Annotated in this window: 20 protein-coding genes; 10 read left to right on the top strand and 10 right to left on the bottom strand. The window is 46.2% G+C overall.

Annotated features, from left to right (window positions below):
• Positions 1-18: 18 nt before the first annotated feature.
• Both BN8899_RS03130 and BN8899_RS03125 read left to right on the top strand, forming a co-directional pair.
• Positions 19-2,700 (top strand): TonB-dependent receptor, encoded by a 2,682-nt coding sequence (locus tag BN8899_RS03130; protein ID WP_065218252.1) that lies wholly within the window; start codon positions 19-21, stop codon positions 2,698-2,700.
• A gap of 115 nt (positions 2,701-2,815) precedes the next feature.
• A complete protein-coding gene (locus tag BN8899_RS03125; protein WP_065218251.1) occupies positions 2,816-4,171 on the top strand; it encodes a TIGR00341 family protein in 1,356 nt (451 codons plus the stop codon).
• A gap of 223 nt (positions 4,172-4,394) precedes the next feature.
• Here BN8899_RS03125 and BN8899_RS03120 read toward each other — a convergent pair whose 3' ends face one another.
• The 4 genes from BN8899_RS03120 to BN8899_RS03105 all read right to left on the bottom strand — a co-directional run bounded on the left by BN8899_RS03120 (position 4,395) and on the right by BN8899_RS03105 (position 9,513).
• Positions 4,395-5,699, bottom strand: a complete 1,305-nt coding sequence (locus tag BN8899_RS03120) for an MFS transporter (protein WP_065218250.1) — start codon at positions 5,697-5,699, stop codon at positions 4,395-4,397.
• Between the two features lie 2 nt (positions 5,700-5,701).
• Positions 5,702-7,030, bottom strand: coding sequence for a SpoIID/LytB domain-containing protein (locus tag BN8899_RS03115; RefSeq protein ID WP_065218249.1), 1,329 nt, complete (start codon positions 7,028-7,030; stop codon positions 5,702-5,704).
• Positions 7,031-7,033: 3 nt separating this feature from the next.
• Positions 7,034-7,993 carry a DUF4922 domain-containing protein gene (locus BN8899_RS03110; RefSeq protein WP_065218248.1) on the bottom strand — a complete coding sequence of 320 codons (960 nt, stop codon included), beginning with the start codon at positions 7,991-7,993 and terminating at the stop codon, positions 7,034-7,036.
• Positions 7,994-8,079: 86 nt separating this feature from the next.
• Positions 8,080-9,513, bottom strand: coding sequence for a glycosyltransferase family 2 protein (locus BN8899_RS03105; protein WP_065218247.1), 1,434 nt, complete (start codon positions 9,511-9,513; stop codon positions 8,080-8,082).
• Positions 9,514-9,624: 111 nt separating this feature from the next.
• On the opposite strand from BN8899_RS03105, the gene BN8899_RS03100 reads away from it, so the two are divergent.
• Positions 9,625-11,928, top strand: coding sequence for a sensor histidine kinase (locus BN8899_RS03100; protein WP_065218246.1), 2,304 nt, complete (start codon positions 9,625-9,627; stop codon positions 11,926-11,928).
• Between the two features lie 223 nt (positions 11,929-12,151).
• On the opposite strand, the gene BN8899_RS03095 is transcribed toward BN8899_RS03100, so the two are convergent.
• From BN8899_RS03095 to cls, 3 genes are all read right to left on the bottom strand, one after another.
• The gene (locus BN8899_RS03095; RefSeq protein ID WP_026207632.1) at positions 12,152-13,432 is read right to left on the bottom strand and encodes a M64 family metallopeptidase; all 1,281 of its coding nucleotides are present in this window, start codon (positions 13,430-13,432) and stop codon (positions 12,152-12,154) included.
• A gap of 48 nt (positions 13,433-13,480) precedes the next feature.
• Positions 13,481-15,913 (bottom strand): bifunctional UDP-N-acetylmuramoyl-tripeptide:D-alanyl-D-alanine ligase/alanine racemase, encoded by a 2,433-nt coding sequence (locus tag BN8899_RS03090; RefSeq protein ID WP_018338341.1) that lies wholly within the window; start codon positions 15,911-15,913, stop codon positions 13,481-13,483.
• A gap of 328 nt (positions 15,914-16,241) precedes the next feature.
• Entirely contained in the window at positions 16,242-17,711 is a 1,470-nt protein-coding gene (cls, locus tag BN8899_RS03080) for a cardiolipin synthase (RefSeq protein WP_018338343.1), read from the bottom strand.
• A 41-nt stretch (positions 17,712-17,752) separates the two neighbouring features.
• Between cls and prmC the strand changes: the two genes are divergently transcribed.
• The gene (gene prmC / locus BN8899_RS03075; RefSeq protein WP_065218245.1) at positions 17,753-18,607 is read left to right on the top strand and encodes a peptide chain release factor N(5)-glutamine methyltransferase; all 855 of its coding nucleotides are present in this window, start codon (positions 17,753-17,755) and stop codon (positions 18,605-18,607) included.
• A 30-nt stretch (positions 18,608-18,637) separates the two neighbouring features.
• On the top strand, positions 18,638-19,093 hold the full coding sequence (locus BN8899_RS03070) for a regulatory protein RecX (protein WP_018338345.1): 456 nt from the start codon (positions 18,638-18,640) through the stop codon (positions 19,091-19,093).
• Positions 19,094-19,096: 3 nt separating this feature from the next.
• Here the strand turns inward: BN8899_RS03070 and BN8899_RS03065 are convergent, their stop codons facing one another.
• Both BN8899_RS03065 and BN8899_RS03060 read right to left on the bottom strand, forming a co-directional pair.
• Positions 19,097-19,816: a Crp/Fnr family transcriptional regulator gene (locus tag BN8899_RS03065; protein ID WP_018338346.1), complete on the bottom strand. Its 720-nt coding sequence runs from the start codon at positions 19,814-19,816 to the stop codon at positions 19,097-19,099.
• Between the two features lie 21 nt (positions 19,817-19,837).
• Positions 19,838-21,418 (bottom strand): NAD+ synthase, encoded by a 1,581-nt coding sequence (locus BN8899_RS03060; protein WP_065218244.1) that lies wholly within the window; start codon positions 21,416-21,418, stop codon positions 19,838-19,840.
• A 141-nt stretch (positions 21,419-21,559) separates the two neighbouring features.
• On the opposite strand from BN8899_RS03060, the gene BN8899_RS03055 reads away from it, so the two are divergent.
• On the top strand, positions 21,560-22,093 hold the full coding sequence (locus BN8899_RS03055) for a 5-formyltetrahydrofolate cyclo-ligase (protein WP_018338348.1): 534 nt from the start codon (positions 21,560-21,562) through the stop codon (positions 22,091-22,093).
• 49 nt (positions 22,094-22,142) lie between these two features.
• On the opposite strand, the gene BN8899_RS20325 is transcribed toward BN8899_RS03055, so the two are convergent.
• Positions 22,143-22,313 (bottom strand): DUF362 domain-containing protein, encoded by a 171-nt coding sequence (locus BN8899_RS20325; protein ID WP_071595998.1) that lies wholly within the window; start codon positions 22,311-22,313, stop codon positions 22,143-22,145.
• 379 nt (positions 22,314-22,692) lie between these two features.
• Here BN8899_RS20325 and BN8899_RS03045 point away from each other — a divergent pair, with 379 nt between their 5' ends.
• The 4 genes from BN8899_RS03045 (at position 22,693) to BN8899_RS03030 (ending at position 24,929) form a co-directional block, all read left to right on the top strand.
• Entirely contained in the window at positions 22,693-23,262 is a 570-nt protein-coding gene (locus tag BN8899_RS03045; RefSeq protein ID WP_018338350.1) for a 50S ribosomal protein L25/general stress protein Ctc, read from the top strand.
• Between the two features lie 19 nt (positions 23,263-23,281).
• Entirely contained in the window at positions 23,282-23,851 is a 570-nt protein-coding gene (gene pth, locus BN8899_RS03040) for an aminoacyl-tRNA hydrolase (RefSeq protein ID WP_018338351.1), read from the top strand.
• Positions 23,852-23,913: 62 nt separating this feature from the next.
• The gene (locus BN8899_RS03035) at positions 23,914-24,285 is read left to right on the top strand and encodes an RNA-binding S4 domain-containing protein (protein WP_018338352.1); all 372 of its coding nucleotides are present in this window, start codon (positions 23,914-23,916) and stop codon (positions 24,283-24,285) included.
• 92 nt (positions 24,286-24,377) lie between these two features.
• On the top strand, positions 24,378-24,929 hold the full coding sequence (locus BN8899_RS03030; protein WP_018338353.1) for a DUF4924 family protein: 552 nt from the start codon (positions 24,378-24,380) through the stop codon (positions 24,927-24,929).
• Positions 24,930-24,938 lie beyond the last annotated feature (9 nt).

Here is a 24,938-nt window from a genome sequence, read left to right as displayed (position 1 = left end):
TTCATAAAAGAAAAATTTATGCGTAACGTATTATTGAAGGTGGTAGGTGGGCTTGTTTGTCTATTTTGTACATCATGGGAAGTTATGGCTGATGGGGTAATCAAGGGTAGAATCTTGGATGCGGAAACTCGTCAGGCGCTCGTGGGTGCTACTGTTTATGCGGAAGGTGTTTCCGGCGGTACAGCAGCAGATACGACCGGATATTTTGAACTTAAATTGAAAAAAGCGGGAAAAGTCATGTTACGATTCCGCTGTGTCGGTTATGCCGAGGTAAACAAGGAGGTCATGGTTGACAGTAAAGAGCTTCATTTAGGAGTGATCGAGATGAAGCCGGAGGTGATCGGGTTATCGGACGTGGTCGTAAGAGGATCTTTGGCAGTAGACCGGAAGACCCCGGTAGCGTTGTCCGTGATCACGGCTTCGGATATCGAGAATAAATTATCCATGCAGGAGTTTCCCGAGATATTGAAAGGCACACCGAGCGTGTATGTCACGAAAGAGGGTGGCGCTTTTGGCGACGGGCGTATTAATCTTCGGGGATTTGAAACGGAAAATATTGCCGTGATGGTGAATGGTGTTCCCGTGAACGAGATGGAGTGGGGGGGCATTTACTGGTCTAATTGGTCGGGATTGTCCGACGTGACCTGCATGATACAAGTGCAACGGGGATTGGGTGCTTCCAAAGTATCCGTGCCGTCTGTCGGCGGTTCTATCAATATCGTGACGAACTCGACCAACGCGAAGAGCGGAGCTTCTGTTGCTTATAGTATGGGAAATGACGGGTACAACAAAGTAGCGTTCAGTGCTTCCACCGGGTTGAGCGAGAATGGTTGGGCGATGTCAATCCTCGGGGCAAGAACTTGGGGTGATGGCTACATACAAGGAACCGACTTCGTGGCTTACTCTTATTTTATTAATATTTCCAAGAAGCTGGGCGAGAATCACGAGTTGTCTTTGACAGCACTCGGCGCACCTCAATGGCACAACCAGCGGAATAGAAATGATAAGATGACGATTAAGGCTTGGAAGGAATTGGATGATACCCAATTCAATCCCTCTTATGGTTTTGCTACCCGTGACGGAAAGGAAGTTCGGAAAGTGTCAGCCTATAATAAATACCATAAACCGCAAGTTTCTTTGAATCACCTTTGGCAGATTAACGAGAAATCAAGCCTGTCGAACGTGATTTATATGTCTTTTGGTAGAGGCGGCGGTTATGGCGGACGGACGAACAATGCAAAGCATAAATACGACTGGTTCGGTACTTCTAACGGAGCTCCCACGAAAACGGAGTTCAGAAGATCGGATGGCACTTTTAATTATGATGCTGTTTATAACGTGAATAGCGCGAGTGTTACCGGTTCGGAGATGATTATGGCAATGAGTAAGAATGAGCATAATTGGTACGGGCTTATTTCTACTTACACGACGAAATTGGGACAGTATTTTGACGTGTATGGAGGTGTTGATTTGCGTTATTACAAGGGAAAGCATTATAATGAAATCGTGGATTTGTATGGAGGAAGGTATTTCATTGACGATAGTCGGATGAAGGTGAAATACAAAGCTGATGATTACCTTTGGCAGAACGAGGAATTGAAAAAAGGAGATATCGTTTACCGGAACTATGACGGGTATATGCTTCAAGAGGGATTCTTCGCGCAAGGAGAGTACAATCGGGATGCATTGAGCGTGTTTGTTGCCGGATCGCTTTCAAATATAACTTATTGGCGAGAAGACCATTTCTATTATCCTAAAGATGAGGCAAAATCGGATAAAGAAAATTTCTTGGGTTACACTGTTAAAGGAGGAGCTAATTATAATTTGACGGAGAATCATAATGTATTCGCGAATATCGGGTATTTTTCCCGTGCCCCTTATATGCAGGGCGGGGTGTTCTTGCAACAAGATGTAAGTAATGAAACGAATCCGGATGCCGTGAACGAGAAAGTGTTTACTTTTGAGTTGGGATACGGGTATCGTTCCGTTTGGTTGGATGCTAACGTGAATTTGTACCGCACGGCATGGACGGATAAAACTATGGCGAATTTCTTTGAAATGAACGGGGATCGTATGCGAGTGAACCTGACTGGATTGGATGCATTGCATCAGGGGATCGAGTTGGATTTCGTGTTACGTCCAGTAAAAGACTTGAAGATTACCGGAATGTTCTCTATCGGTGATTGGCATTGGAACGGCAATGGTAAAGGCTATGCTTATAATTCGTCCGGCAGACCGGTGGATAAGGAGGGCAATGAGGTGAGCGAGATCGGGGGAAAGGATCATGCCTTGAATATCATAAATTTGAAGGATGTGCGGGTGGGTAATTCCGCGCAGACGACTTTTGCCCTAGGGGGACAATACCAATTCCTGAAAGGATTTCACGTGGGCGTGGACTATTCCCATTTCGCTAGAAACTACGCTAAGTTTACTCCCTCCTTGGGATATAATCTGGGTGCCGAGAATACTTACGAGTCCCCTTGGAGGATGCCCGCTTACGGCGTGCTCGATGCGAACGTCAGCTACCGTTTCCCGGTGGGAAAACTTTTCGGGGTGATGATTTCCGGTAACCTGAATAATGTTTTGGATAAGGAGTATATTGCCGACGCCGAGGATGGTAAAGGACATGATGAAGCATCCGCGAAAGTTTTCTACGGTTTCGGGCGTACTTTTTCGCTGAGATTGAAAATTACATTTTAAGACAATAAAGTCGTAAGACCCATAAAGTCTATAAGGTCATGAAGCGTGATGTAAAATAATTTTATAATTTTGCGGGCTTTAATGATCTTATAGACTTTATTTAATATAGACAATTATGATGAGTTTGTTGCAGCGTTTTCGGGTGTATTTGCGTCAAATACTTGATCCGTCGGATGAACAGGAACGGGAGGAAGATACCGTAGAATCGATACGGAAGGGAATAGAGTTCCGGGGGACGAATTTGTGGGTGTTGATATTTGCCACGTTTATTGCTTCCCTGGGGTTGAACACGAACTCCACGGCGGTGATTATCGGAGCCATGTTGATTTCACCCTTGATGGGTCCGATCATGGGAATCGGGTTAGGCGTTGGGATCAATGACTTCGAGTTGATCAAGAAGGCGTTCCGCAATCTGATGATTGCCACGATATTCAGCGTGTTGACCTCTACCCTGTATTTTCTGTTATCTCCATTGAACGAGGCTCGTTCGGAATTGCTGGCACGTACGACTCCCACGATATATGACGTGTTGATCGCTTTTTTTGGCGGGATGGCGGGAATTGTGGCTTCTGCCACGAAGTTGAAGGGCAACGTGATCCCGGGAGTGGCTATTGCCACGGCATTGATGCCTCCCTTGTGTACGGCGGGTTTCGGGTTGGCAAGTGGTAACTTGACTTATTTCTTCGGGGCTTTCTACTTGTTCACGATCAATTCGGTGTTTATCGCGGTAGCCACCACTTTAGGCGTTCGTCTGATGCACTTCTCGAAAAAGAAATTCATGGATAAGGAACGGGAAAAGAAAGTGCATCGTATCGTGTACTCGATCATCTTCCTTACGATGGTTCCCAGCGTGTATATCACTTACAACATGGTGAAAACAAATATCTTCGAGACGAATGCCAGCCGGTTTATAAAGAATGAATTCAATTTTCCGAGTACCTTGGTTGTCGATAAGATCGTCAAGACGGAACAACCGGATCGTTGTATCGAAGTGTCTTTGATCGGTAAAGAGATTTCGGAAGACGTGATCGTTTCCTTGAAGGAAAAGATGTTGCAATACGGTTTGGGCGATATTCCTTTGCTGGTTCATCAAGGATTCGGAAAAGAGGATGTCGGTCTGCAAAATGACGTGAGCAATATGCTGTTGCAGGATTATTATATGCAAAACAAGCAGCGGATAGCTTCACAGGAGAAGGAAATTGTGCAATTGCGTTCCCGTTTGGAGTCTTACCTGTTGTATGACACGATCGGGCGGCAGATAAGCCCGGAAATAAAGATACTTTATCCCTCGGTGAAGAATATCGCTATCTCGAAAGTGATCCGTAGTGCGGTGGATTCAGCCCGTGTCGATACGCTGACCATAGCCATCGTGTCTTTAGAGAAGCCTTTGGCGATCAGGGAAGAAGAGCAATTGACGTCATGGTTGACCGCACGGGTTGGCGTTAAATCCTTGAAACTAATCAAGGAGTAATATGTTGAGGATCGTTATTCGGGTTATTCCCGGTGAGGATAGGGAGAAATAAGGCTCAGAACGGGGAACAATTTTGGTACATCTTCGGAACAACTTCGGTGCAAAGTCCTTCGGGAGCGTAGTTGTTCCAAGGATAATTCGCGAGTGAAACGATAAAAACACCTTATTTCTCGCTTGTTTGTACCTGTATACCCCGGGTATTGTTCCCGATGTTGACAGGACTTTATTTTAAAGCGGGAATCTTGATGTATTTCACGGCAATGAAACTGGGAATCGTGCAAAGCATAATCCAGAGGAAGAAATGCTGGTAGCCGATCTGTTCTTGTATGTAGCCGGAAATCATCCCCGGAAGCATCATGCCCAAAGCCATAAAGCCGGTGCAAATGGCGTAGTGGGCGGTCTGTTGTTGTCCCTTGCTGAAAAGCATCATGAAGTAGGTGAGGGCGGTAAACCCGAATCCATAACCGAACTGCTCAACGGCGACACAGGAGGATATGAGCCACATGGCGGAGGGACGGGCGAATGCCAGGTACACGTACACGAGATTGGGGAGGTTCATGGCGATTGTCATGCCCCATATCCAATGTTTCAATCCGTTTTTTGCCATGACAATGCCACCGAGGATGCCTCCCACGGTGAGGGCGATCAACCCGACCACGCCGTATATGGTGCCGACTTGCATGGTGTCTAAGCCCAGTCCGCCTACTTCCGGGTGGTCTAACAGGAAGGGGGAGGCTATTTTCACGAGTTGCGATTCTGCAAAGCGAAATAGCAAGATGAATGCCAGGGCGGCGATGATACCTTCCTTTTGGAAAAAGGTGATGAAGGTTTCAAAGAAGGCTTTCAGCGGGTTGCCGTTTTTCACGGGCACGTCGTTTGCGGGTTTGGGAAGCATGAACTGATGATACAGAAAGAGCAAGACAAAGAGTGCCGTCAACAGGTAGAAGGTGAGCGACCATGCCCGGGAAACTGCAATTTCCTCGGGAAGTCTGGTGGAGTAGGTCTTCTCGAGCCACCCGGCGAACATGACGATAAGTCCTTGCCCGGTGAGCATGGCAATACGGTATGCCGTGTTGCGGATGCCCACGAAAAAGGCTTGTTTCTTCGTGTCCAGCCCGAGCATATAAAAGCCGTCGGCGGCGATGTCATGCGTGGCGGAACTGAAAGCGAGAAGCCACATGAAGGCTAAAGCATAACGGAAGGCATGAGGTCCCGGTAAGGTGAGAGCTACCCCGGCAAGTCCGCCCCCGATGAGAAGTTGCATGGAAATTACCCACCAGCGTTTAGTCTTTACGATGTCGACCAAGGGGCTCCACAAGGGTTTGATGACCCACGGGAGATAGAGCCAACTGGTGTAGAGAGCAATATCGGTATTGTTTATCCCCAGGCGTTTGAACATGATGACCGCGAGAGTCATGACGACAACGTAGGGAAGTCCCTGGGCGAAGTATAACGTGGGGATCCACGACCAACCGGAGGAAGAGATCGAACGATTGGGCGATTGCCGATTATGTGATTTGGTTGTCATTTTCAATTCTCCATTTTCAATTGTATTATTTCACTGCCGGGGAAATAGTGCATCAGTATTTCTTTGTAGCTATATCCCCGGGCACTCATGACGGCGGCTCCGATTTGGCAAAGACCGACACCATGTCCCCAGCCGGCACCTTTGAAAGTGAAACGGGCGGGAGTGCCGGAAGAGTTCTTCTCGGTTTCGACGATAAAGGCAGAACTATACAAGTGTGACGGGGAAAAGGCTTTGCGGATAATCAACTCTTTGCCGATCGTCATGCTTTTCTTCGTGCCGGTAAGCCGAAGCCGGATAATGCGTCCCGATACGCCTCTTTGCAGGGGTTCGATCGAGGTGATCGTGCCGAAATCAATGCCTAGCTTCGTTTTCACGAGGGTGGACAATTCTTCGGTCGTGTAGGATGTTTCCCAACGGAAGAAGTCTTGTGTTTCCTGGTCGTAGTCGTTCAGCACGTTGGAAAGTACTTGTTTGTCCCGGGTATTACAGAAAACATCCGGGGAAGACAATATCCATGCCCGGGCTTGCGCCTCTTCCGAGAGGTCGGGAACAGAGGCAAGGGATGCGCTGTCGATGACTTTCGTGAGATAGGGATGATTTACGGGTTCCCAAGTGTTGTCGAAGCGTTCGGATACCCCACCGCAGCATTTGGAGAAGCGGGCATCACAGACGTCCCCGTTGTAGGCGAGGACTTCCCCCCGGGTGGTTTCTATGGCTTGCCGGACGACGGGGGTATACGCTTTGCTGATACCTTGATAGCGTTGGCAATGGTCATCGGCACATACGTCGAAATGGTCGTGGTCTTCCCGGTCGAACCAACGGATATATTGGTCTTCGTCTTGAATGCAGGACTCGTATCCCGTGGTCATCCGCTCTTTTTTAGTCTTTTGCGCAATCAGCCAGCTACGGGAAATGACCGCATGTGCTTTTAGTAATTCCAGCGAAGAGGTGGCACTCATCTCGGAAGAGATAACGCTTAGTAAATAATCCTCTAGCGGGAGGATGTTGACCGCGGTCAAATACTGCTGTTCGTCTAATATCTGTAATGCTCCTTTGAATTTTTGGTTTTCCGTGCGTTCCCAATGAAAATGGATTCCGATAACGACATCCAATAGGTCGAAATCAGCGTGCTCGTAATCATCGGGCGTGAGCGTGAAACCGGAGGATACGGTTTCTTCTCCCGTCGGAGTATACAAGTGTAATTCTCCCGTTTTTTTGGTAACAAAACATTCCCCCGTGTAAGTTCGTGTCCCGTTGCGGTAGATACCGTTTAAACGGAATTTGATGCCGGGGGCGAAGAGAATGCCGATAGAAAGACTTAATGATTTCATGATTTACGATTTAGCGATTAAGTGATTGATCTCTGAGTTGGAAATCATGGATCGTAAATGATTGAATTCTTCATTCGTGAGAGTCAGTTGCCCGAACAGGTCTTGGAGAAGCGGGGCGTCGAGGCGATTGAAGTCTGCTTTGCGGGGCGATATAATCAACCCGGCGAAATCCACGCAACCCGGACTGAACAGGATGTTGTCATCGCCTTCGGCAAAGAATTGCCACGGGCGGTGCTGGCGACGGGGAAACAGGACAATTTGCCATTCTTCGCCTTCATACCAGGCGAAAAGGTTCATCATGGGTTCCGGGTCATTCGGGGTGACTTTGCCGATTATGTCTAATATGCTGGCAAAAGTCTGTTCAAGTAATTCCTTGTTACCGGAACGGATGAGGATATTTTTGCGGATATAGTTTTCGATACATTCCACGACAAGAGTCTTGTCTGGCGCCGAGAGTAACGTTTCTTTATGACAATGAATCACGTCTGTTTCCAGCGGCATCTCGTGACGGGGTGCCAATTGGAAATGGAAATGGTCAGGGGCTGAGGCTCCACTCCGGGGACCATTGTAGAAAATGGTATATTCCGGGTAGGTGCGGGCAATATCCAGCATATCACCCAAGTGTCCGGATATGAGTTGGGGGATATGTTGTTTTGCCGGAACCGTGTAATGACGGGAGAATATTGGATAAGGGTTCACCCGTATATCGAGTGTCGGGTTGTAATCGAAACTCTGTTGTTCCGATGGCATATTTTTTTTACACAAGAAACAAGCTCTCGCTTTCAAGGAGGCTTCGTCTATTTTTGCCACAGCTGATAGTATTCTGTCCGGGTTGTGTTGTATCCGTATTTGAAAACCGTCAAAGTTAATGGTACGATAAAGAACGTATTTTAAACGGTCGTAATTGTTTTTCGCTGTTTGCCACGTGGCTAATTGGTTTTCTAAGAAATGGTCGAAGAACATGCTGATTTTAGATTTTAAATTTTAGATTAAAACTCCCTCCCCCCTTCGGGGTACTCCCTCTATAAACAGAGGGAGAGCTGAAATACTCACCGCTTTCGGGAAGAGTCACTAGCTCTTCCTCTGTTTATAGAGGAGGTATCGGTAAAGCCGACGGAGAAGTTTGTTTCCAGTTGCATCCTTGCGAATAATTCAATTGTTCTGATCTTGTCTTTGTAGAAATTATTCCGGTTTACGCGTTGGATGTCAAGGTCGGCGTCGGAGTTGCCTTCCCAGCGTCGGCACAAGTACAACGGCTCGTAAATACGCCCGATTTGGTATTCCCGTGAAATTGCCAGGGCGGTAGCGTAGTCTTCCCCGTAACTGACATTCGGGATTCTTATTTCCCGAAGCAGGGGGGTATAGAAGGCTCGGGGTGCGCCTAAGCCGTTTACGCGCAGGGCATTGTTGCGTCCGTTCTCGGGAGTCCACTCTTGGTGGTCGATGATGCCCGGGGGGATTTCTTCAAGGTTGAAGTCGACCATGCGATAACTTCCGATCACCATGGCGCATTGTTGTTCGCGGAAAGTATCGACAATAGTTTGCAGCACGTGCCCGTCGATATAAAGATCATCACTATCCAGTTGTACGGCGAACCGCCCGCAAGCGGGGTGCATGATCGCATGCGTCCAGCATCCCCCGATGCCGAGGTCGGTACGGCTGGGAATCAGGTGAATCACCCGTTCCTCTTTTCCGGCGATGCCGGCGATCACGTTGGTAGTGCCGTCCGTGGAATGGTTATCTATGACAATAATATTGTATTTGAAATTCGTTTGTTGCGCGAGTACCGAGTGAATGGCATCGGCAATCGTCTTCTCCCGGTTGCGCACGGGAATGATAACGGAAGCTTCTGCCTCGAATGGCACGCTTGATAAATCGATGGTTTTGAAACGCGGGGGGAGGTATGCCCCGATGGCTTTCAAGTGTGCCGTGCAGGCTTGTTCCATCTCGATTTGTACCTCTCGGTTACGAGGATTCACGTAGTCGAATTGCTTCTCCCCGGATCGGCGGGTATCTTGTTCCACTTCCGTGTACAGGTATTCGGGAATTCGGAAAATCATCCCTTCCCGGGAAAGGCGCAGGCGCAGGTCGTAAAGTGCTGCGAACCGGTAATCCGTGTCCATCTCGGTAACGACCTTTCTGAACGTTTCTGTTTTTAAAAGGAGTACCGAACCGAAATCGAAATCATCCCGGAGGCTTCCCGCTTGGTATTCTATTGTCGGGTGCGGGCAAATCGTTTCATCCCGTTCCGTGTAATAATCGGAATACAGCATAACCGCTCCGGTTGCCCGGGCTATCTGTATGAAACGTTCTTCGGCGTATTCTCCCAGCCGTGCCGCCGGATGCTTCGTGTATAAAAAGAAATAAGGTGTATGCACGGAATCAGCCAGCTGGCGTAAAATAGTTGTATTTTCAAAAAATAAATAATCTTTTAATATATCATCTTTTCCAAGTCGATTGACAATACAAGCGATGTTTGACATAAACGAAACTATTTAGGTTGAACTCAAAGATATATTCTTTTTGTAGGAAATGAAATTTTTTATTCGATTTTGTGTGAAAATTAATATCTTTGTGAGGTTACTAAAAAGAAGATGTTGGACTTTTTCAAATATATATATGGATATTTGAAGCGTATGTGCTTATTGTTCCTCTTGTTGTGCGTTTACTGGACGGCGGCGGGAGTAATTCTTAAGCCTGATTCCCTCATCCTGATTATCAGTTCATATAATCCTGAGACCTCACAAACTTCCCGTAATATATCCGAATTTTTGGACGAGTATAATTCTTTGAGCGGCAAATCGGCTGTCGCGATCGAGAACATGAACTGCAAAAGTTTCTCCGAAGCCACCTTGTGGAAGTCCCGGATGAAGGATATTTTAGCGAAATACACGGGCAAAAGTTTACCGAAGACAATTGTCCTGCTGGGGCAGGAGGCTTGGACGTCTTATCTGTCACAAGATTCACTCGTGTCCCACGATATTCCAATTGTCGGGGGAATGGTGAGCCGTAACGCGGTTCTCTTGCCGGAAGCGGGGACAGATTTGGAAAATTGGGAATCCGAGAGCGTGGATGTCGTTGACGATAGCGTGAAGAAATTCCATATTTTGGGCTTTGCGTACGAGTACGATGTAGTGAAGAATGTCAAGTTGGTTTTGGAGTTTTACCCCGAAACGAAGCATATTGCTTTTATTTCCGATAATAGTTATGGCGGTGTTTCCTTGCAGGCTCTCGTGAAAAAAGAGATGAAAGAAGAATTTCCGGATTTGGATTTGATCTTGTTGGACGGTCGGAAGCATACGGTTTATTCGATGACGGATGAAATTGCTAAATTACCGAAAGAAACTGCTATCTTGTTGGGAACTTGGCGCGTGGATAAGAATGACGGCTATTTTATGCGCAATGCCACGTACTCGATGATGATGACGAACCCCAGCCTGCCTGCTTTTACGATTACTTCTATCGGTATGGGATATTGGGCAACCGGGGGATATGTACCGGAATACCGAACTGTCGGGAAAGATATAGCCCGCCTGGTCGTGGGATTGGAGAAACAAACGGATTCTCTGTTGTTGAAAGAAGGGTTACAAATGATCCCTAACGAGTATTGTTTTGATTACGCGAAGTTGAGAAAAGGGGGCTTCTTGGATAAAGAGGTAACGAAGGGGGCTGTCTTGTATAACAAGAAGCCGTCTTATTTCGAGGAATACAGGTACGAGATCATGGGAGTCGCTTTCGCCTTTATCGTGCTATTGTTGGGATTCGTGATAGCGATGTATTTTTATCTTCGCACGAAGCGATTTAAGGATGCTTTGGTGGAAGCCCAGAAGGATAATACCCTTATTCTGAATAATGTGAACACGGGGATTAAATTTATTAATCCCGATTTCACGGTCAAGTGGCATAATGGAGTGGATTTTGTCGCCTCGAGTGAAGAGGTATTGGCATCGAAAGGAAAAGTTTGCTACAAGGCTCTAAGGAATCTGGATAAGCCTTGTTCGTATTGTCCGGCGGTACAAGCCATGAAGACGGGAGAAGTGGCGGAAACGATCGTGAAGCAAGGGAATTATTACGTGTATATATTGGCAAATCCGGTTTTTGATGACGAGAAGAACCTGTTGGGAGTGGTGATGCGTTTGGAGGATATGACCAAGCAGAAAAAGATCGAGATCGAATTGCGTCAGGCGAAGGAAAGGGCGGAAGAATCGGAACGGTTGAAATCCGCTTTCCTGGCTAACATGAGCCATGAGATCCGTACGCCGTTGAACGCGATTGTCGGTTTCTCCAGTGTGTTGGTTGCGGATGATTATGATGCCGATACCCGTAAGGAATTCGTGGAGATCATTCAGAAGAATTCGGATTTGTTGCTTCGATTGATTAATGATATTCTGGATATATCCCGCTTGGAAACGGGACGTTTGAAATTCTCCCTGGAGGAAACGGAGATAGTTTCGCTTTGTCAAAGCGTGTTGGCGACCACGAGTTACGGGAAACAAGGGGGAGTGGAATACGTGTTTGAATCTCCATGCGAGCAATATATGTTGAGGACGGATGTCCAACGGTTGCAACAGATTTTGATTAACTTGTTGTCGAATGCCAATAAATTTACTTCAGAAGGAACTATCACGTTGAGTTTTAACGTGAACGAAGAAGAGAACTGTGTTTATTTCCGGGTAACGGACACGGGAACGGGTATTCCCGAGAGCAAGCAGAAGAAAGTGTTCGAGCGTTTCGAGAAATTGGACGAATACGTGCAGGGTACGGGATTGGGATTGGCAATCTGCAAGCTGACCATTACCATGATGGGTGGTGATATTTGGGTGGATAAAGACTATAAGGGAGGTGCCCGTTTTGTCGTGCGGCATCCTTTGCACGTGACGCTTGTTTCGGAAGAATAAAATCAATACGTGTGTGTGTTGCGAAATCTATACTTGATTATGGGTTATTTTACCCTATGGGGTGACTATTGGCTGACTATTGGCTGACTAATAGGCGACTATTGGGCGGGTTCGCCCATTTATCGCCTACTGTTTTGCGAATACATAAAATTATACCTTCAAAAGAACAATTTACACCCAAAAACGTTCTTTTGAAGGTACGATTTTGATACGATGGCGAATGCTATCGGGTATAGAAATCAATCTGTTTCTTGATGGCTCGGGTACAGACCGGGCAAAATTCGTTGCCGGAGAGGGTGTTCATCAAGCAATCGGGGCGGGGACGATATATTCCTTTTTCCATGTAGCCGCCACCCTCGTAAACTCCAAGTTTTTTGATGTTGCTGCGGTCGATGGGTGTGGGGATTGGGGTGTCTTTGTCCAGCATATTTTTCCATTTCTTGTTGAAATTGACAAGGGTTGTCAGGTTGGGTTCCCAGGGTTCAACTCCTTTGGGATACATATCGTTGTAAGAACTACCGATTTCCACGTATTCGTCGCCCAAACCGGCAAAAAGATGTCCGAACTCGTGAACGTAAACTTTTGCGGCGTGCAGGTTGCCGTTGATGCTGATCCCGTAGTGGTTGTAGATAGCGCCTCCGCCGTATTTTTGGGTGTTGGCGATGATGTAAATGAAGTCGTAAGGAACGTTGCCGGCAAGGTCACGAAGGCTTTTGTGATCATAGGTCATGATGTAACGTTCGGAATCAAACGTGTAGAATGATGAATTTAAGATGGTGTTCTTCCAGATGTATTCACCGGGAATATCCACGCCGGATTCACGAGAAGGGGCGAGTACGGCACGGATGTTAAAGCGATTACGATTTTCCTTGTAAGGGGAAAGACTGAATAAGCCTTCTGCGAAAAGTTGACAATCAGCTTTGAACTTTTCCATTTCATCGGCGGTATATCCTTCCGGAAGAAGAACAATGTCTACTTTATGGGCGGAATTGCCGGTATAGAGAACCTCGAACGAGGGATATTGTAAACGGCGGTCTTTTTTGATAAAGTAACTGTCAATATCCACGTTGTACTCGAATTTCTTCACGAATTTTCCTTTTTTATTGCGGCTGCAAATTTCAATACGGACATCATTCTTGGGGAAGGGCATCACGACCGTTTCGGAACAGTAGCGACGGGTGGTTTTTGCCTCATCCGTGGTCTGCCATTCGCCGAACAAAGTACAATAACCACGGGAGTAAATAAGTTGATTACTTGCTGCATCGTACACGTTCAGGTAGTAATTCCCGTAGAACATGGTGTCTATCAGATTTGTTTTAGAGCCTCCCCAGTAGGGTTCTTCAATAAGTTCTTCAAAATAAATTTCTTCGCTTTGATTGTCCCCGCAATGGGCGTAATCCATACGTAAGGTCTTGTTGTGGAAATACTTGTCGAACTGTGCCCACGAGATGTTGGCTTGTAAAAGCAGCATTATGCCGGCGATAAGAGTTATTCCTTGTTTCATAGATTTGTTATATTATTAATATAGATTTTGTGCAAAGATAGTTTTTATTTATTCCTTGTAATACACCCGTTTTACGCGAAACGATATGCCCGTGAGTACCTCGTAAGGGATTGTGCCTAATTTCTCTGCGACTTCCGTCACGGGAATATGCTTCCCGAAGATCTCGACTTCATCCCCGATGGAGGCATCCGTGTCCGTGACGTCAATCATGCAGGTATCCATGCAGATGTTACCGATAATCGGGACCCGCTTGCCTTTCACGTGTACTTCCCCGGTTCGATTGCTCAGGTGGCGGTTTAACCCGTCGGCGTACCCTACCGGGATCACGGCGATACGGGAGGGACGGGTAGTATAGCTTTTGCGCCCGTATCCAATGGATTGTCCTTCTGGAACATCGCGTATGGACGAAATGTAAGTTTTGAAACTACTTACAGGCTGCAAGTCTGCATGGGTGGCACTGATGCCGTGTAGCCCGATTCCCAGGCGTACCATGTCGAAGTGATACTGGGGGAAACGTTCAATCCCGGCTGAGTTCAGTATATGGCGCCAGATTTTATAATCGAATCGGGCTTGAATGCGTTCGGTCATGCGCTCGAACAGGTGGATTTGTCCCAGGGTAAATTCGTCATGCACGGCTTCGTCACTTCCAGCTAAGTGTGAGAACATGGAACGGATGAAAACGGAACGTTCCGAATCGAAGAATTCGAGCAATCGAGAGATGTCTTGTTCGTCAAAACCGGAACGGTTCATCCCGGTATTCAGTTTTATATGTACCGGAAAACGCTTGATACCGTGTTTTTGCAACGCTTGATTAAAATCCTCCAGGATATCGAGGGCGTAAATCTCTGGTTCGAGATTGAACATGATCATGTTGTCAAATGCTTCCCGTTCCGGGTTCATCACGGCAATGGGGATGGTGATTCCCGCGGCACGCAGTTCTATTCCCTCGTCGGCAAATGCCACCATAAGGTAATCCACCCGGTGGTATTGCAGCAGAGAGGCGATTTCCCGGGAACCACTTCCGTAGGAAAAGGCTTTTACCATCACGGCAATGTGGGCATCGGTTAAGGATCGGAAATGATTCAGGTTGTGTACCATGGCGTCTAGGTCGACTTCCAGTATCGTACCGTGTGATTGTTTTTGCAGGAATCCGGCGATAAATTCAAATTGAAATACCCGAGCTCCCTTGATTAATATCACTTGATCCCGGAAATTCTCCCGTTCTTCCTGCCTTAGAAAATGTTCCGTGTCCTCGTAGAAACGGGAATTAGGGGCAAAGTCATAACGATGGTCACTCAAGTGCTTCCCAATCCCGATAAACAGCATAACATTCGTTTGCCGGAGCATCTCGGCAATGGCGGGATACAGGTCTTCACTGCCTTTGCCGGAGTCCATAAAATCGGAAAGGATGACTACCCGTTCTTTTGAGGCATCTTGTGTCGCCAGCATATTCAATGCCAGTTGGAACGAGGAAGGGTCTGAATTGTAATAGTCGTTCACGAGGGTGCAATTGTTGATTCCCTCCTTGATTTCCAGTCGCATGGCAATAGCGGAGAGTTGCTCCACTCGGGAGGTGATGACTTCCGGGGAATACTTTTTTAGTAATAAGACGCATACGGCGTTCATGCAATTCTCGAAAGATGCGATGTCCGGGAAGGGAATGTCGAGAATAAAAGTTGTTCCTTTGTGGGAGATTTTTATTTCCCGGTGGTCATGGGCTATATTTACCGTTCGCACCTGTACATCTGCCTCTGTTTCTTCTCCCCAGGTGAAGAAGGTGGTTTTGGCGGGCACTCGCGAGCGGATGAATTGCAGGGCTTTTCCCGCTTGTCCGATGACCCATTGGCAACGGGTGAACAAAAGGGCTTTTTCTGCCAGTTTTTCTTCCCGAGAGGTGAAGTTCTCGTCATGCGCATCGCCTAGATGCGTGAAGATGCCGATGTCCGGACGGATCATTTGTTCCAGGCGTTGCATTTCTCCTTTTTTGGATATACCCGCCTCGATGATAGCGATTTCGGCTTTGGTATCGATACCCAACAATGATAATGGAACCCCGACTTGCGAGTTGTAACTCCGGGGACTGCGGTACACGGCATGGTCGTTTGCCAATAATTGATAGAGCCATTCTTTCACGACAGTTTTACCGTTGCTTCCCGTGATACCGATGACTTCCACCTTCGACTGCTGGCGGTGGTAGGCTGCCAGTTGTTGTAAGGCTGCCAGGACATTCTCCACGATAATCAGGTTTGCCTCAGGGAGATGCTCAAATTCTTTTCTATTTTCACTGATAACGAATGCTCTCACCCCTTCGGAGTAAAGCGTTTGTATATAATCGTGGGCGTTGTGGTTACTTCCTGTCAAGGCGAAAAATAACGTGTGTTCCGGGGCGACAACAGAACGGCTGTCAAGGCTGTATTCCGTGATTTCGACCGGAATGCCTTGTCGTAACTTCCCCTGTATGATGTTGGCAATCTCTTTCATAATTTAGAAAATTGAGAATTGGAAATTGAAAATGAGGGTTTTGCAATTTCCAATGGTTTTGTTTATCGTGAAACAAAGCTACGGATTTTAGAAGTTAGATTATCTATTTTAGAATGGAAAATTTCGAGGGATTGTGATTTGCATACAGGTGAATCGGATATGTATCTTCGTGTGTTCCCGTGGAAATACTTGAGTAATCTTCGAGTATTAAGGGGTTATTGTTGGGTGGAGTCGGCTTTGTTTCTCTTTTTTCAGATCGGTGCACGGGGAGTTATTGATTATTATGGGAGTTTCTCAGAGTAATATCCAGGGAATTTCTCTTGAAAACCTAGAGCAGTGGGGCGAAGAGGCGGGCGAGGGATTCCCGGATTTTGTCTCTCTTTGGGCGGAATTTCCACCGGTGGAGGGTGACTTCGGAGCTTTCTTTGAGGTCGTTCAGGAAGTCTTCTCCCAGTTTGCGGCTGACGTTGCGATCATAAAGGATGAGGTTAACTTCGAAATTCTGCTCGAAGCTGCGGATGTCCATGTTGGCGGTTCCCACGGTGGATACCAGACCATCCATGACGATCACTTTGCTGTGGTTGAATCCTTTGCGATATTGGAATACCCGAACACCTGCTTCTAGCAGTTCTTCAATATAGGAACGGGTGCACCAGTACGTTAGCAGGGAGTCCGATTTGTAGGGGATCATGATGCGGACGTCCACGCCACTCATGGCGGCGGTTTTCAGCGAGTTGATGGTGGTTTCTCCCGGCATGAAATAAGGCGTAGAGATAAAAACGTATTTCTTTGCCATGTTGATAAGCGTGAAATAAGCTTGTTGTATGGATGTCCAATCGCTGTCAGGACCGGATGCCACGGTCTGGATAACTACGTTGCCGTCGGCTTTCTTGTTCGGGAGGTATTCGGTTTTGTCCAGTAATAGTTCCTGGCGGACAAAGTACCAGTCGATCAGGAACACAACTTGCAGTGAGGTAACTGCTTCTCCTCTTACCTTTAGATGGGTGTCGCGCCAGATGCCGATGCCGGGTAGCCCGTATAAATACCGGTCGGCGAAGTTCAGACCGCCGATGAATCCGGTGTCCCCGTCGATAACGATGATTTTGCGGTGGTTGCGATAGTTTGCCTTGTTCGTGAACACGGGAAAACGAACAGGTAGAAACGGGTAGACTTGGATTCCTGCTTCCCGCATTTCACGAATATAGCTTTTGGGTAGTTTCCATGATCCCACGTCATCAAAGATTACCCGGACTTCCACGCCTTCTTTCGCTTTGGTAATTAACAGGCTTTTCAGTTTCTCTCCTAGTTCTCCTTTGTCTATGATATAGTATTCGAGGTGAATGTATTTTTTTGCCTTGGCGATTGCCTTGAAAATAGAACCGAAAGTTTCTTCCCCGTTGTTCAGTACTTCTGCCGTGTTGTTGCGGGAAAGAAGGGCTTTGCTATTGTTGAGAAGGAGCGTCATTAAAGGTTTCACCGCTTCCATGTCGCTTTTTTTCAATAATTCGGCTTTTTGGATACGCTGTTTTTGGTCTTCACTCATGTACTGAAGCCATTTGAAGTCGCCCAATCCTTTCATGGAGAACATCTTGACTTTACGGTAGTTCATGCCGAAATAAATATAGAACAGTAACCCGATACCCGGCAAGAGAACGAGAACAAGTATCCACGCGAGAGTACGTACCGGATTCCTGTTTTCCAGTATGATCGTGTAGATAATTACCAAAATGGTGATTACATACAAAACGGTTACAACATCTATCGTAATATTCGTCCAGTTCACGAAATTAATTTTCAATTTTCAATTTTCAATTTTCAATTAAACCGTATCTTTGTTTTATGAATACAATGTTCGGTTTACAGCAATACGCATTACAGGAGCTAAAAGATACCTACAATGAGCATGAAATTAAATATTTGTGTTCACATCTTTTTTGTAAGATGTTGCATTGTACAAATATAGAAATACATCTTAAAAAACACGAATTATTGGACGAAAGGTTTGTAGATAATTTTGTCGAGGTGGTGGCAGAACTGAAAAAGGACCGACCGGTGCAGTACGTGTTAGGAGAAACTGAATTTTTAGGTGTTGATTTTCACTTGAATAGCGATACTTTGATTCCTCGTCCCGAAACGGAAGAGTTGGTGATGTGGGTGGCGGAAAGCGGATTGAAAGCGGGAGAGCGGGTGTTGGATGTGGGAACCGGGAGCGGGTGTATTATCGTGGCTTTGGGGAAGATGGTGCCCGGATTGGAGTTGCACGGGGTGGACGTTTCACCGGAAGCTCTTCGCCAGGCAGGGGAGAATGCCCGGTCGAACGGGGTAGAGGTGAACTTTCTCGAGCGGGATATTTTGTATCACGAGAGATGGGATTGGTCGGATTTTGACGTGATTGTCAGCAATCCTCCTTACGTGCGGGAGTCGGAAAAAGCATTGATGCACGAACGGGTGCTGGGATACGAGCCGCATCGGGCTCTTTTCGTGACGGATGAAGACCCGTTGGTATTCTATCGTGTAATCGCTGAGTTCGGGCGTTTGCACTTGAAGCCCGGGGGACTTTTGTTTTTCGAGATTAACGAGGCTTTCGGGCGAGAGATGGTGGAGTTGTTGGAGGGAATGGGCTATCGGGAGGTGGAGTTACGAAAGGATATTCACGAGAGGGATAGAATGGTAAAGGCGAAATGGATTCAGTGATGTTAGATTTTAAATTCTAAATTTGATAAAGTGGACGCGAAAAAGGCTTTAAATATAGTAGCGGGGCAATGCAGTAAGAAAGAGTGTTGTAGTACGGACGTGGAGGCTAAATTACGGCGTTGGGAGTTATCGGACGAGGATGTTGCGGAGATTATGGCGTTTCTGGTGAAACATCATTTCCTAGATGATGCCCGTTTTGCCGAAGCGTATGCACGAGATAAATTCCGTTTCAATCGTTGGGGTAAACTGAAGATCGCCCAAATGTTACGCCGGAAGCAGATGCCCGATTCGATCATCAAGCAAGCGCTTGCCGTTTTGCCCGAGGAGGATACGGATGCTACTTGCCTTGCCTTGTTGCGACAGAAGAATAAAAGTATAAAAGACGAAGATCCTTACAAGCGGAAAGCTAAACTTATACGTTTTGCCTTGAGCCGGGGTTTTGATTACGAAACGGTGAGCCGGTGTATGGAAAAAGAACGTTTCTAAAAATTATCCCATTTCACTAACCTTTTCCAGGGCATCCATATCTATAATCTTGATTTGCTTGCCGGAGAGTTCCAAGATGCTTTCCGATGCAAAGTTGGATAGCGTACGGATGGCGTTGGAAGTCGTCATGTTCGACAAGTTGGCGATGTCTTCTCGGGAAAGGCAGATTTTCAAGGTGATGTTGTCGTCCTCGAAACCGTAAGTGTCTTTCAACACGAGCAGGGCTTCAGCCAAGCGTCCGCGGATGTGTTTCTGGGTAAGGGTGACGGTACGGCGGTTGGAAAAACCGAGGTCGGTGGCAAGAGCCCGAATGACGTTCATGGCGACGTCCGAGTTACTGCGCACGATGCCGAATACCAATTCGGTTTTCATGATACAGACAATGGAATCTTCCAGGGCTTCTGCCGAGGCAATGTGGTTTTCTTCGGCGAAGAAAGCCCGGTAACCAATGAAGCCGACGGGTTTTGCCATACGGACGATTTGTTCCCTGCCGGCGATCCCTTTTTTCATGATCTTGGCTTTACCGGTAATCAGACAAAGTAACCCGAATGGTTTGTTACCCTCTTCGTATATCAGATCACCTTTCCGGTACATCTTGCAGATGGAGGTCTGACGGATGATACTCTTACTGCTTTCGTCGAGATTGGCAAAAAGAGAATTGGGGCTGTCAATACAGATGTTACAATACTTGTTATGTAGTTCTTTGTCTTTTATTGTTCTCATGGCTCTTTTGGGTCAGATGGTTTACAATTTGGCAGTGAGTGGCATACGACGTCCGCTTCCGAATGCTTTTTTGCTGACTTTGAGTATCGGGGGGCATTGTGCCCGCTTGTACTCGTTGCGGTTTACCAGCGTGAGTGTCTTTTCCACGATTTCTGGGGCAAATCCTTGTTTGATAATATCTTGTTTGGATTGATTGTCTTCCAAGTACAATTTGAGGATAGCGTCCAGCGTGTCATAATCGGGAAGTGAGTCCTGGTCTTTTTGCCCCGGGCGAAGTTCTGCCGAGGGGGCTTTCGTGATCGTGTTCTCCGGGATGAGTTCCCGTTCCCGGTTGATATAGCGGCTTAGTTTGTAAACTTCGGTTTTATACACGTCGCCAAGCACGGAGAGGGAACCGCATAAATCCCCGTACAAGGTGCCGTAGCCAACTGCCGCCTCGCTTTTGTTCGAGGTATTGAGTAGTATGTGCCCGAATTTATTAGAAATTGACATCACGAGTGCTCCCCGGATACGGGCTTGCAGGTTTTCTTCCGCCACGTTGAAGGGACTGTCTTTGAAGACGGGCTTTAGGGTAGAGAGGAAAGTCTCGTATATCTCTTTTATGGCGAGGGTTTCGTGGGCGATACCCAAGTTTGTTGCCAGGTCAATGGCATCTTTCACGGAGTGGTCTGTCGAAAAGCTGGAAGGCATCAGGATGCCCAACACGTTTTCTTTTCCCAGTGCTTCTGCTGTCAGTGCGGCAACAAGGGCTGAATCAATGCCCCCGGAGAGTCCCATGACTGCTTTACTGAACCCGTTTTTACGGAAGAAATCCTTGATTCCCAGGATGAGCGCATCGTGGATGAGTGCTATCCGGTCTTGAGGTTTCTCTTTTATCGGGGTTGTATTTTCCAGTGTATTGGTGTCGATGAATACAAGGTCTTCCCCGAAAGAAGCCCCTTTGTGTACGAGTGCCCCTTTTTTATTGAAAACTAACGTGTTGCCGTCAAATATAATGGAGCTGTTGGCTCCCACGTGATTTAATGCGATCACGGGGCATTTATCTTTTTGCGCGATGGAGGAAAAGACTTCTTTGCGGTAATTGTAGCTTTCGGTGGTGAAGGGAGTCGGTCCCACGTGAACAATCAGCGTGTCAGTTTTTTCAACCATGTTTGATTCGTATTCGTCAAAAAGGACACGGATGTTCTGATTCATGTATCGCAAGGGGGTATTCGATTCTTCCGCTATGAAATAACGGCTTTCGTCAAAAATATCGTAGTCGCTCAGGATGGTTTTGTTGACGCCACCCCGTACTTCCCCATCATACATGAAGAACATGGCGTTGTATAGCACCCCGTCTTCCATATCTAGGTTGGGACAGCCGACGAGTGCCGCGATATCGGAACATTGTTTCGCGATCTTTTCTATACCAAGGCGACATTCATTCACGAAATACTCTTTCTCGAGCAGGTCTTGGGGATATGCGCCGCATATGGCGTGTTCGGGAAACAGAACCAAATCGGCTTTTTTTGATTTTGCCTTTTGTATGGCGGCAATGATAAGATCCCTGTTTTTGGAAATGTCGCCGATGTGATAATTGATCTGAGGTATCGCTATTTTCATAGTATTCTGCACGTTATGTTCCTTGTGGAAACTGTTGGTAAATTAAAATGATAACTCTTTGGCAGCTCACTTTGTTAATTGTCGCAAAAGTACGAATTTTGCACAAAATAATGGAATGTTATTCATGAAGTTTTGTGGATTATGGATAAAAAAGAGTTACGGAAACAGATAAAGGCTCTGAAGAGTCAATATTCTTTGGAGCAGAAGATGGAGATGTCACGCCCGCTTTGGCATGAATTGGAACAGAATATCTTTTTCCAAGAAGCGCGTACCGTTTTAATATACTGGTCGATGGACGACGAGGTATTCACCCATGATTACGTGGTGAAATGGGCTGGCGAGAAAAAGATTTTACTTCCTTGCGTGAAAGGGGATGTCCTTGAATTGCGGGTGTTCGAGGGGATGGAATCCTTGAAGCCGGGAGAGGCTTTCGGGATACTTGAACCCGTGGGGGAGTTGTACACGGATTACGATGCCATTGATATGATTGTCGTGCCGGGTGTTGCTTTTGACGGTCAAGGTAACCGGCTAGGACGGGGACGGGGGTATTACGATAAGATTTTGAAAGAGACCCGTGCAGCTCGAAAGGTAGGAATTTGTTTTGATTTCCAATTCGTGGAGGAAGTGCCTGTCGATGAATTGGATGTGCGGATGGATTTGGTGATACACGGATAAAAAAAGCTGCCTCGCGGGGAGGCAGCTTAATTTTCCTTTTTTATGATGATTAAGCTTCTTTAGGAGCTCCAACAGGACATACGCCAGCGCAAGCCCCGCATGAGATACATTCATCAGCATTGATTTGGTAGTGATCATCACCCATAGAGATTGCTCCTACCGGGCATTCTGATTCACATGCTCCACAAGAAATACAATCATCAGATATTACGTAAGCCATTTCTAAAAATTTTTTTGTTAATAATGCCGCAAAAATATAATCTATAATTGAAACAAAAAACTTTTTCCAAGATAAAAAGGCTTATTATTTCTTATTTATACCCATTGTAAAGTGGAGAGAGGAAAGGTTAAAGTTCTGAATTTGGAGTTTAAAGTGAAGAGGGTCAGAGATTTCCAGTTGAGCGATTACGTGATTCATGCCGTGTGAAAATTCGGGATAAACGATCGTTGATAGGGTTGCTATTTTGAGAAATAATTCATACATTTGCGGCGCAATTGTAGTACGGGGGGAATTTTAAAACGTGTGATGGGAACACGGATACGGCTCAGAACCCCGGGGCATCAATCCGCGTTTGAGTAGCACAAGCAATATTAGTAATATGCAAGTATTTAATTTAAAAGGAGAAGTAAGAAGCGATTTAGGTAAAAAAGCTACTAAAGCAGTAAGAAATGAAGAAAAAGTTCCGTGTGTTCTTTACGGAGGTGAGGCTAACGTTCATTTTGCAGTGAAAGATCGGGATTTGAAGAAACTTCTTTATACTCCTAACGTGTATCTTGTGAATCTTGACCTTGATGGCAAGTCTTATGACGCTGTTATGAGAGATATTCAATTCCACCCGGTAACGGATAAGGTATTGCACATCGATTTTTATCAGACTGCAGAGGATAAGCCGGTTGTAATCGAGGTTCCTGTTAAGACTACTGGACACGCTGCCGGAGTTCAAGCCGGAGGTAAATTAGCGTTGATTAGCCGTAAATTGAAAGTGAAAGCTCTTCCGAAAGATATGCCGGATGAAATCGTTATCGACGTTACTTCATTAGGTGTAGGTAAATCTATTAAAGTACAAGATGTTCACATGGAAGGTGTTGAGTTGATGAACGCTAAGAGTGTTGTTGTTGCTCAAGTGAAATTGACAAGAGCTGCAAGAGCTGCGCAGAACGCTCAATAATCATTGAAAAAATAGAGAGATGAAATATCTTATTGTGGGATTAGGGAACATTGGTCCCGAATACCAGAATACACGACATAACATCGGATTTAGAGTGTTGGACGCCTTCGCGAAGGCGTCCAATGCTGTTTTTGAAGATATGCGTTACGGGGCTGTGGCGACGGTGAAATTGAAAGGACGTACTCTGATTTTGTTGAAGCCTAGCACGTACATGAATCTTAGTGGGAAAGCCGTGAGTTACTGGATTCAGAAGGAGAAAATCGAGTTGTCTAATCTTTTCGTGGTTGTGGATGATTTGGCGTTGCCTTTCGGAACGATTCGCTTGAGAAGTAAAGGTAGTGACGGGGGGCATAACGGGTTGAAGAGTATTAATCAATTGCTGGGAACGCAGGATTACGCCCGTCTGCGTTTTGGGATTGGTAATGATTTCCCCAAGGGAAGCCAAGTGGATTACGTGTTGGGTGAATGGACGGGCGAGGAAGAAGAACGGTTGCCTGTCATGTTTAAGCATTGTGGCGAGGTGATTGGAAATTTTGTTTTTATCGGGGTGGATAAAACGATGAGCTTGTCTAATAATTTACGATTTTGATTTCTGTTTGACGATTTTAAATTCTAAATTTACAATTTGGATAAATTCAAAATGTATAGACCGTGGAAAAGGTTAGAATAGATAAATGGTTGTGGGCGGTTCGGATTTTTAAAACCCGCTCATTGGCAGCAGAAGCTTGCGGCAAGGGACATGTGTCTATTGGCGATGCACATGTGAAAGCTTCCCGGGATGTAAAAGTCGGGGATGTTGTAAAGGTACGGGTCCCCCCGATCGAACGGGAATACATGGTGAAGCAGGTGACGGATAAGCGGATGTCTGCACAATTGGCGGTTGATTTCGTGGAAGAAGTTACGCCCCAGGAGAAATTGGACATCCTGCGAGGTGTTTATGCACAATTTGAATCGCGGGATAGAGGTACGGGCAGACCGACCAAACGAGATCGCAGGTTGATAGATAAACTCAAAGAATTTTAAAAATTTAGAGATTCTGTGATTTGCGATTTAGTGATTTCGTTTCGCTTGATCATAATCACGTAATCACTCAATCATTAAATCACTTAATTAGTATGTTGATTGCACGAGAAAAAAGGAAGAGTAATGTAGCTGAATATATCTTGTATATGTGGCAAGTGGAGGATATGTTGAGGGCGATGGCGATGGATATTCAGCAGTTGGAGCAGAATGTAGTCAGTCGATTTCAGGTAGACGAGAATACCCGGAAGGAGATTCGGGAATGGTATGACAACCTGATCGAGATGATGAAAAAAGAGGAGGTCGTGAAAGGCGGTCATTTGCAGGTAATTAAAAACATGGTGAATGAGCTGACCGAATTGCATTTTTACTTGTTGCACGAGGCGCAGGATATGAAATACAAGCAGTTGTTCATGATGGCTGCGAATAACTTGCTGGATTACCGTCGGAAGACGAATTTGCCGGAGGAGGTGTCTGATGTTGAATTGGCACTCCATGCACTTTACGGTCATTTGATGTTGAGATTACAAAAAAAAGAGATAAATTCGCAGACAGCGATGGCGATGGAATCGTTTAGCCGGATGATTGCTTATCTGGCTGCAAGATACAAAGCGATGGAAGAGAACGAGGAAAAGATGTTTGATTAAGTCATGAAA

The organism is Butyricimonas sp. Marseille-P2440 (assembly GCF_900091675.1).
Taxonomy (GTDB): Bacteria; Bacteroidota; Bacteroidia; order Bacteroidales; family Marinifilaceae; genus Butyricimonas; species Butyricimonas synergistica.
Note: the sequence above shows the minus strand (reverse complement) of the source record. Positions and strands in the feature narration are given on the sequence as shown.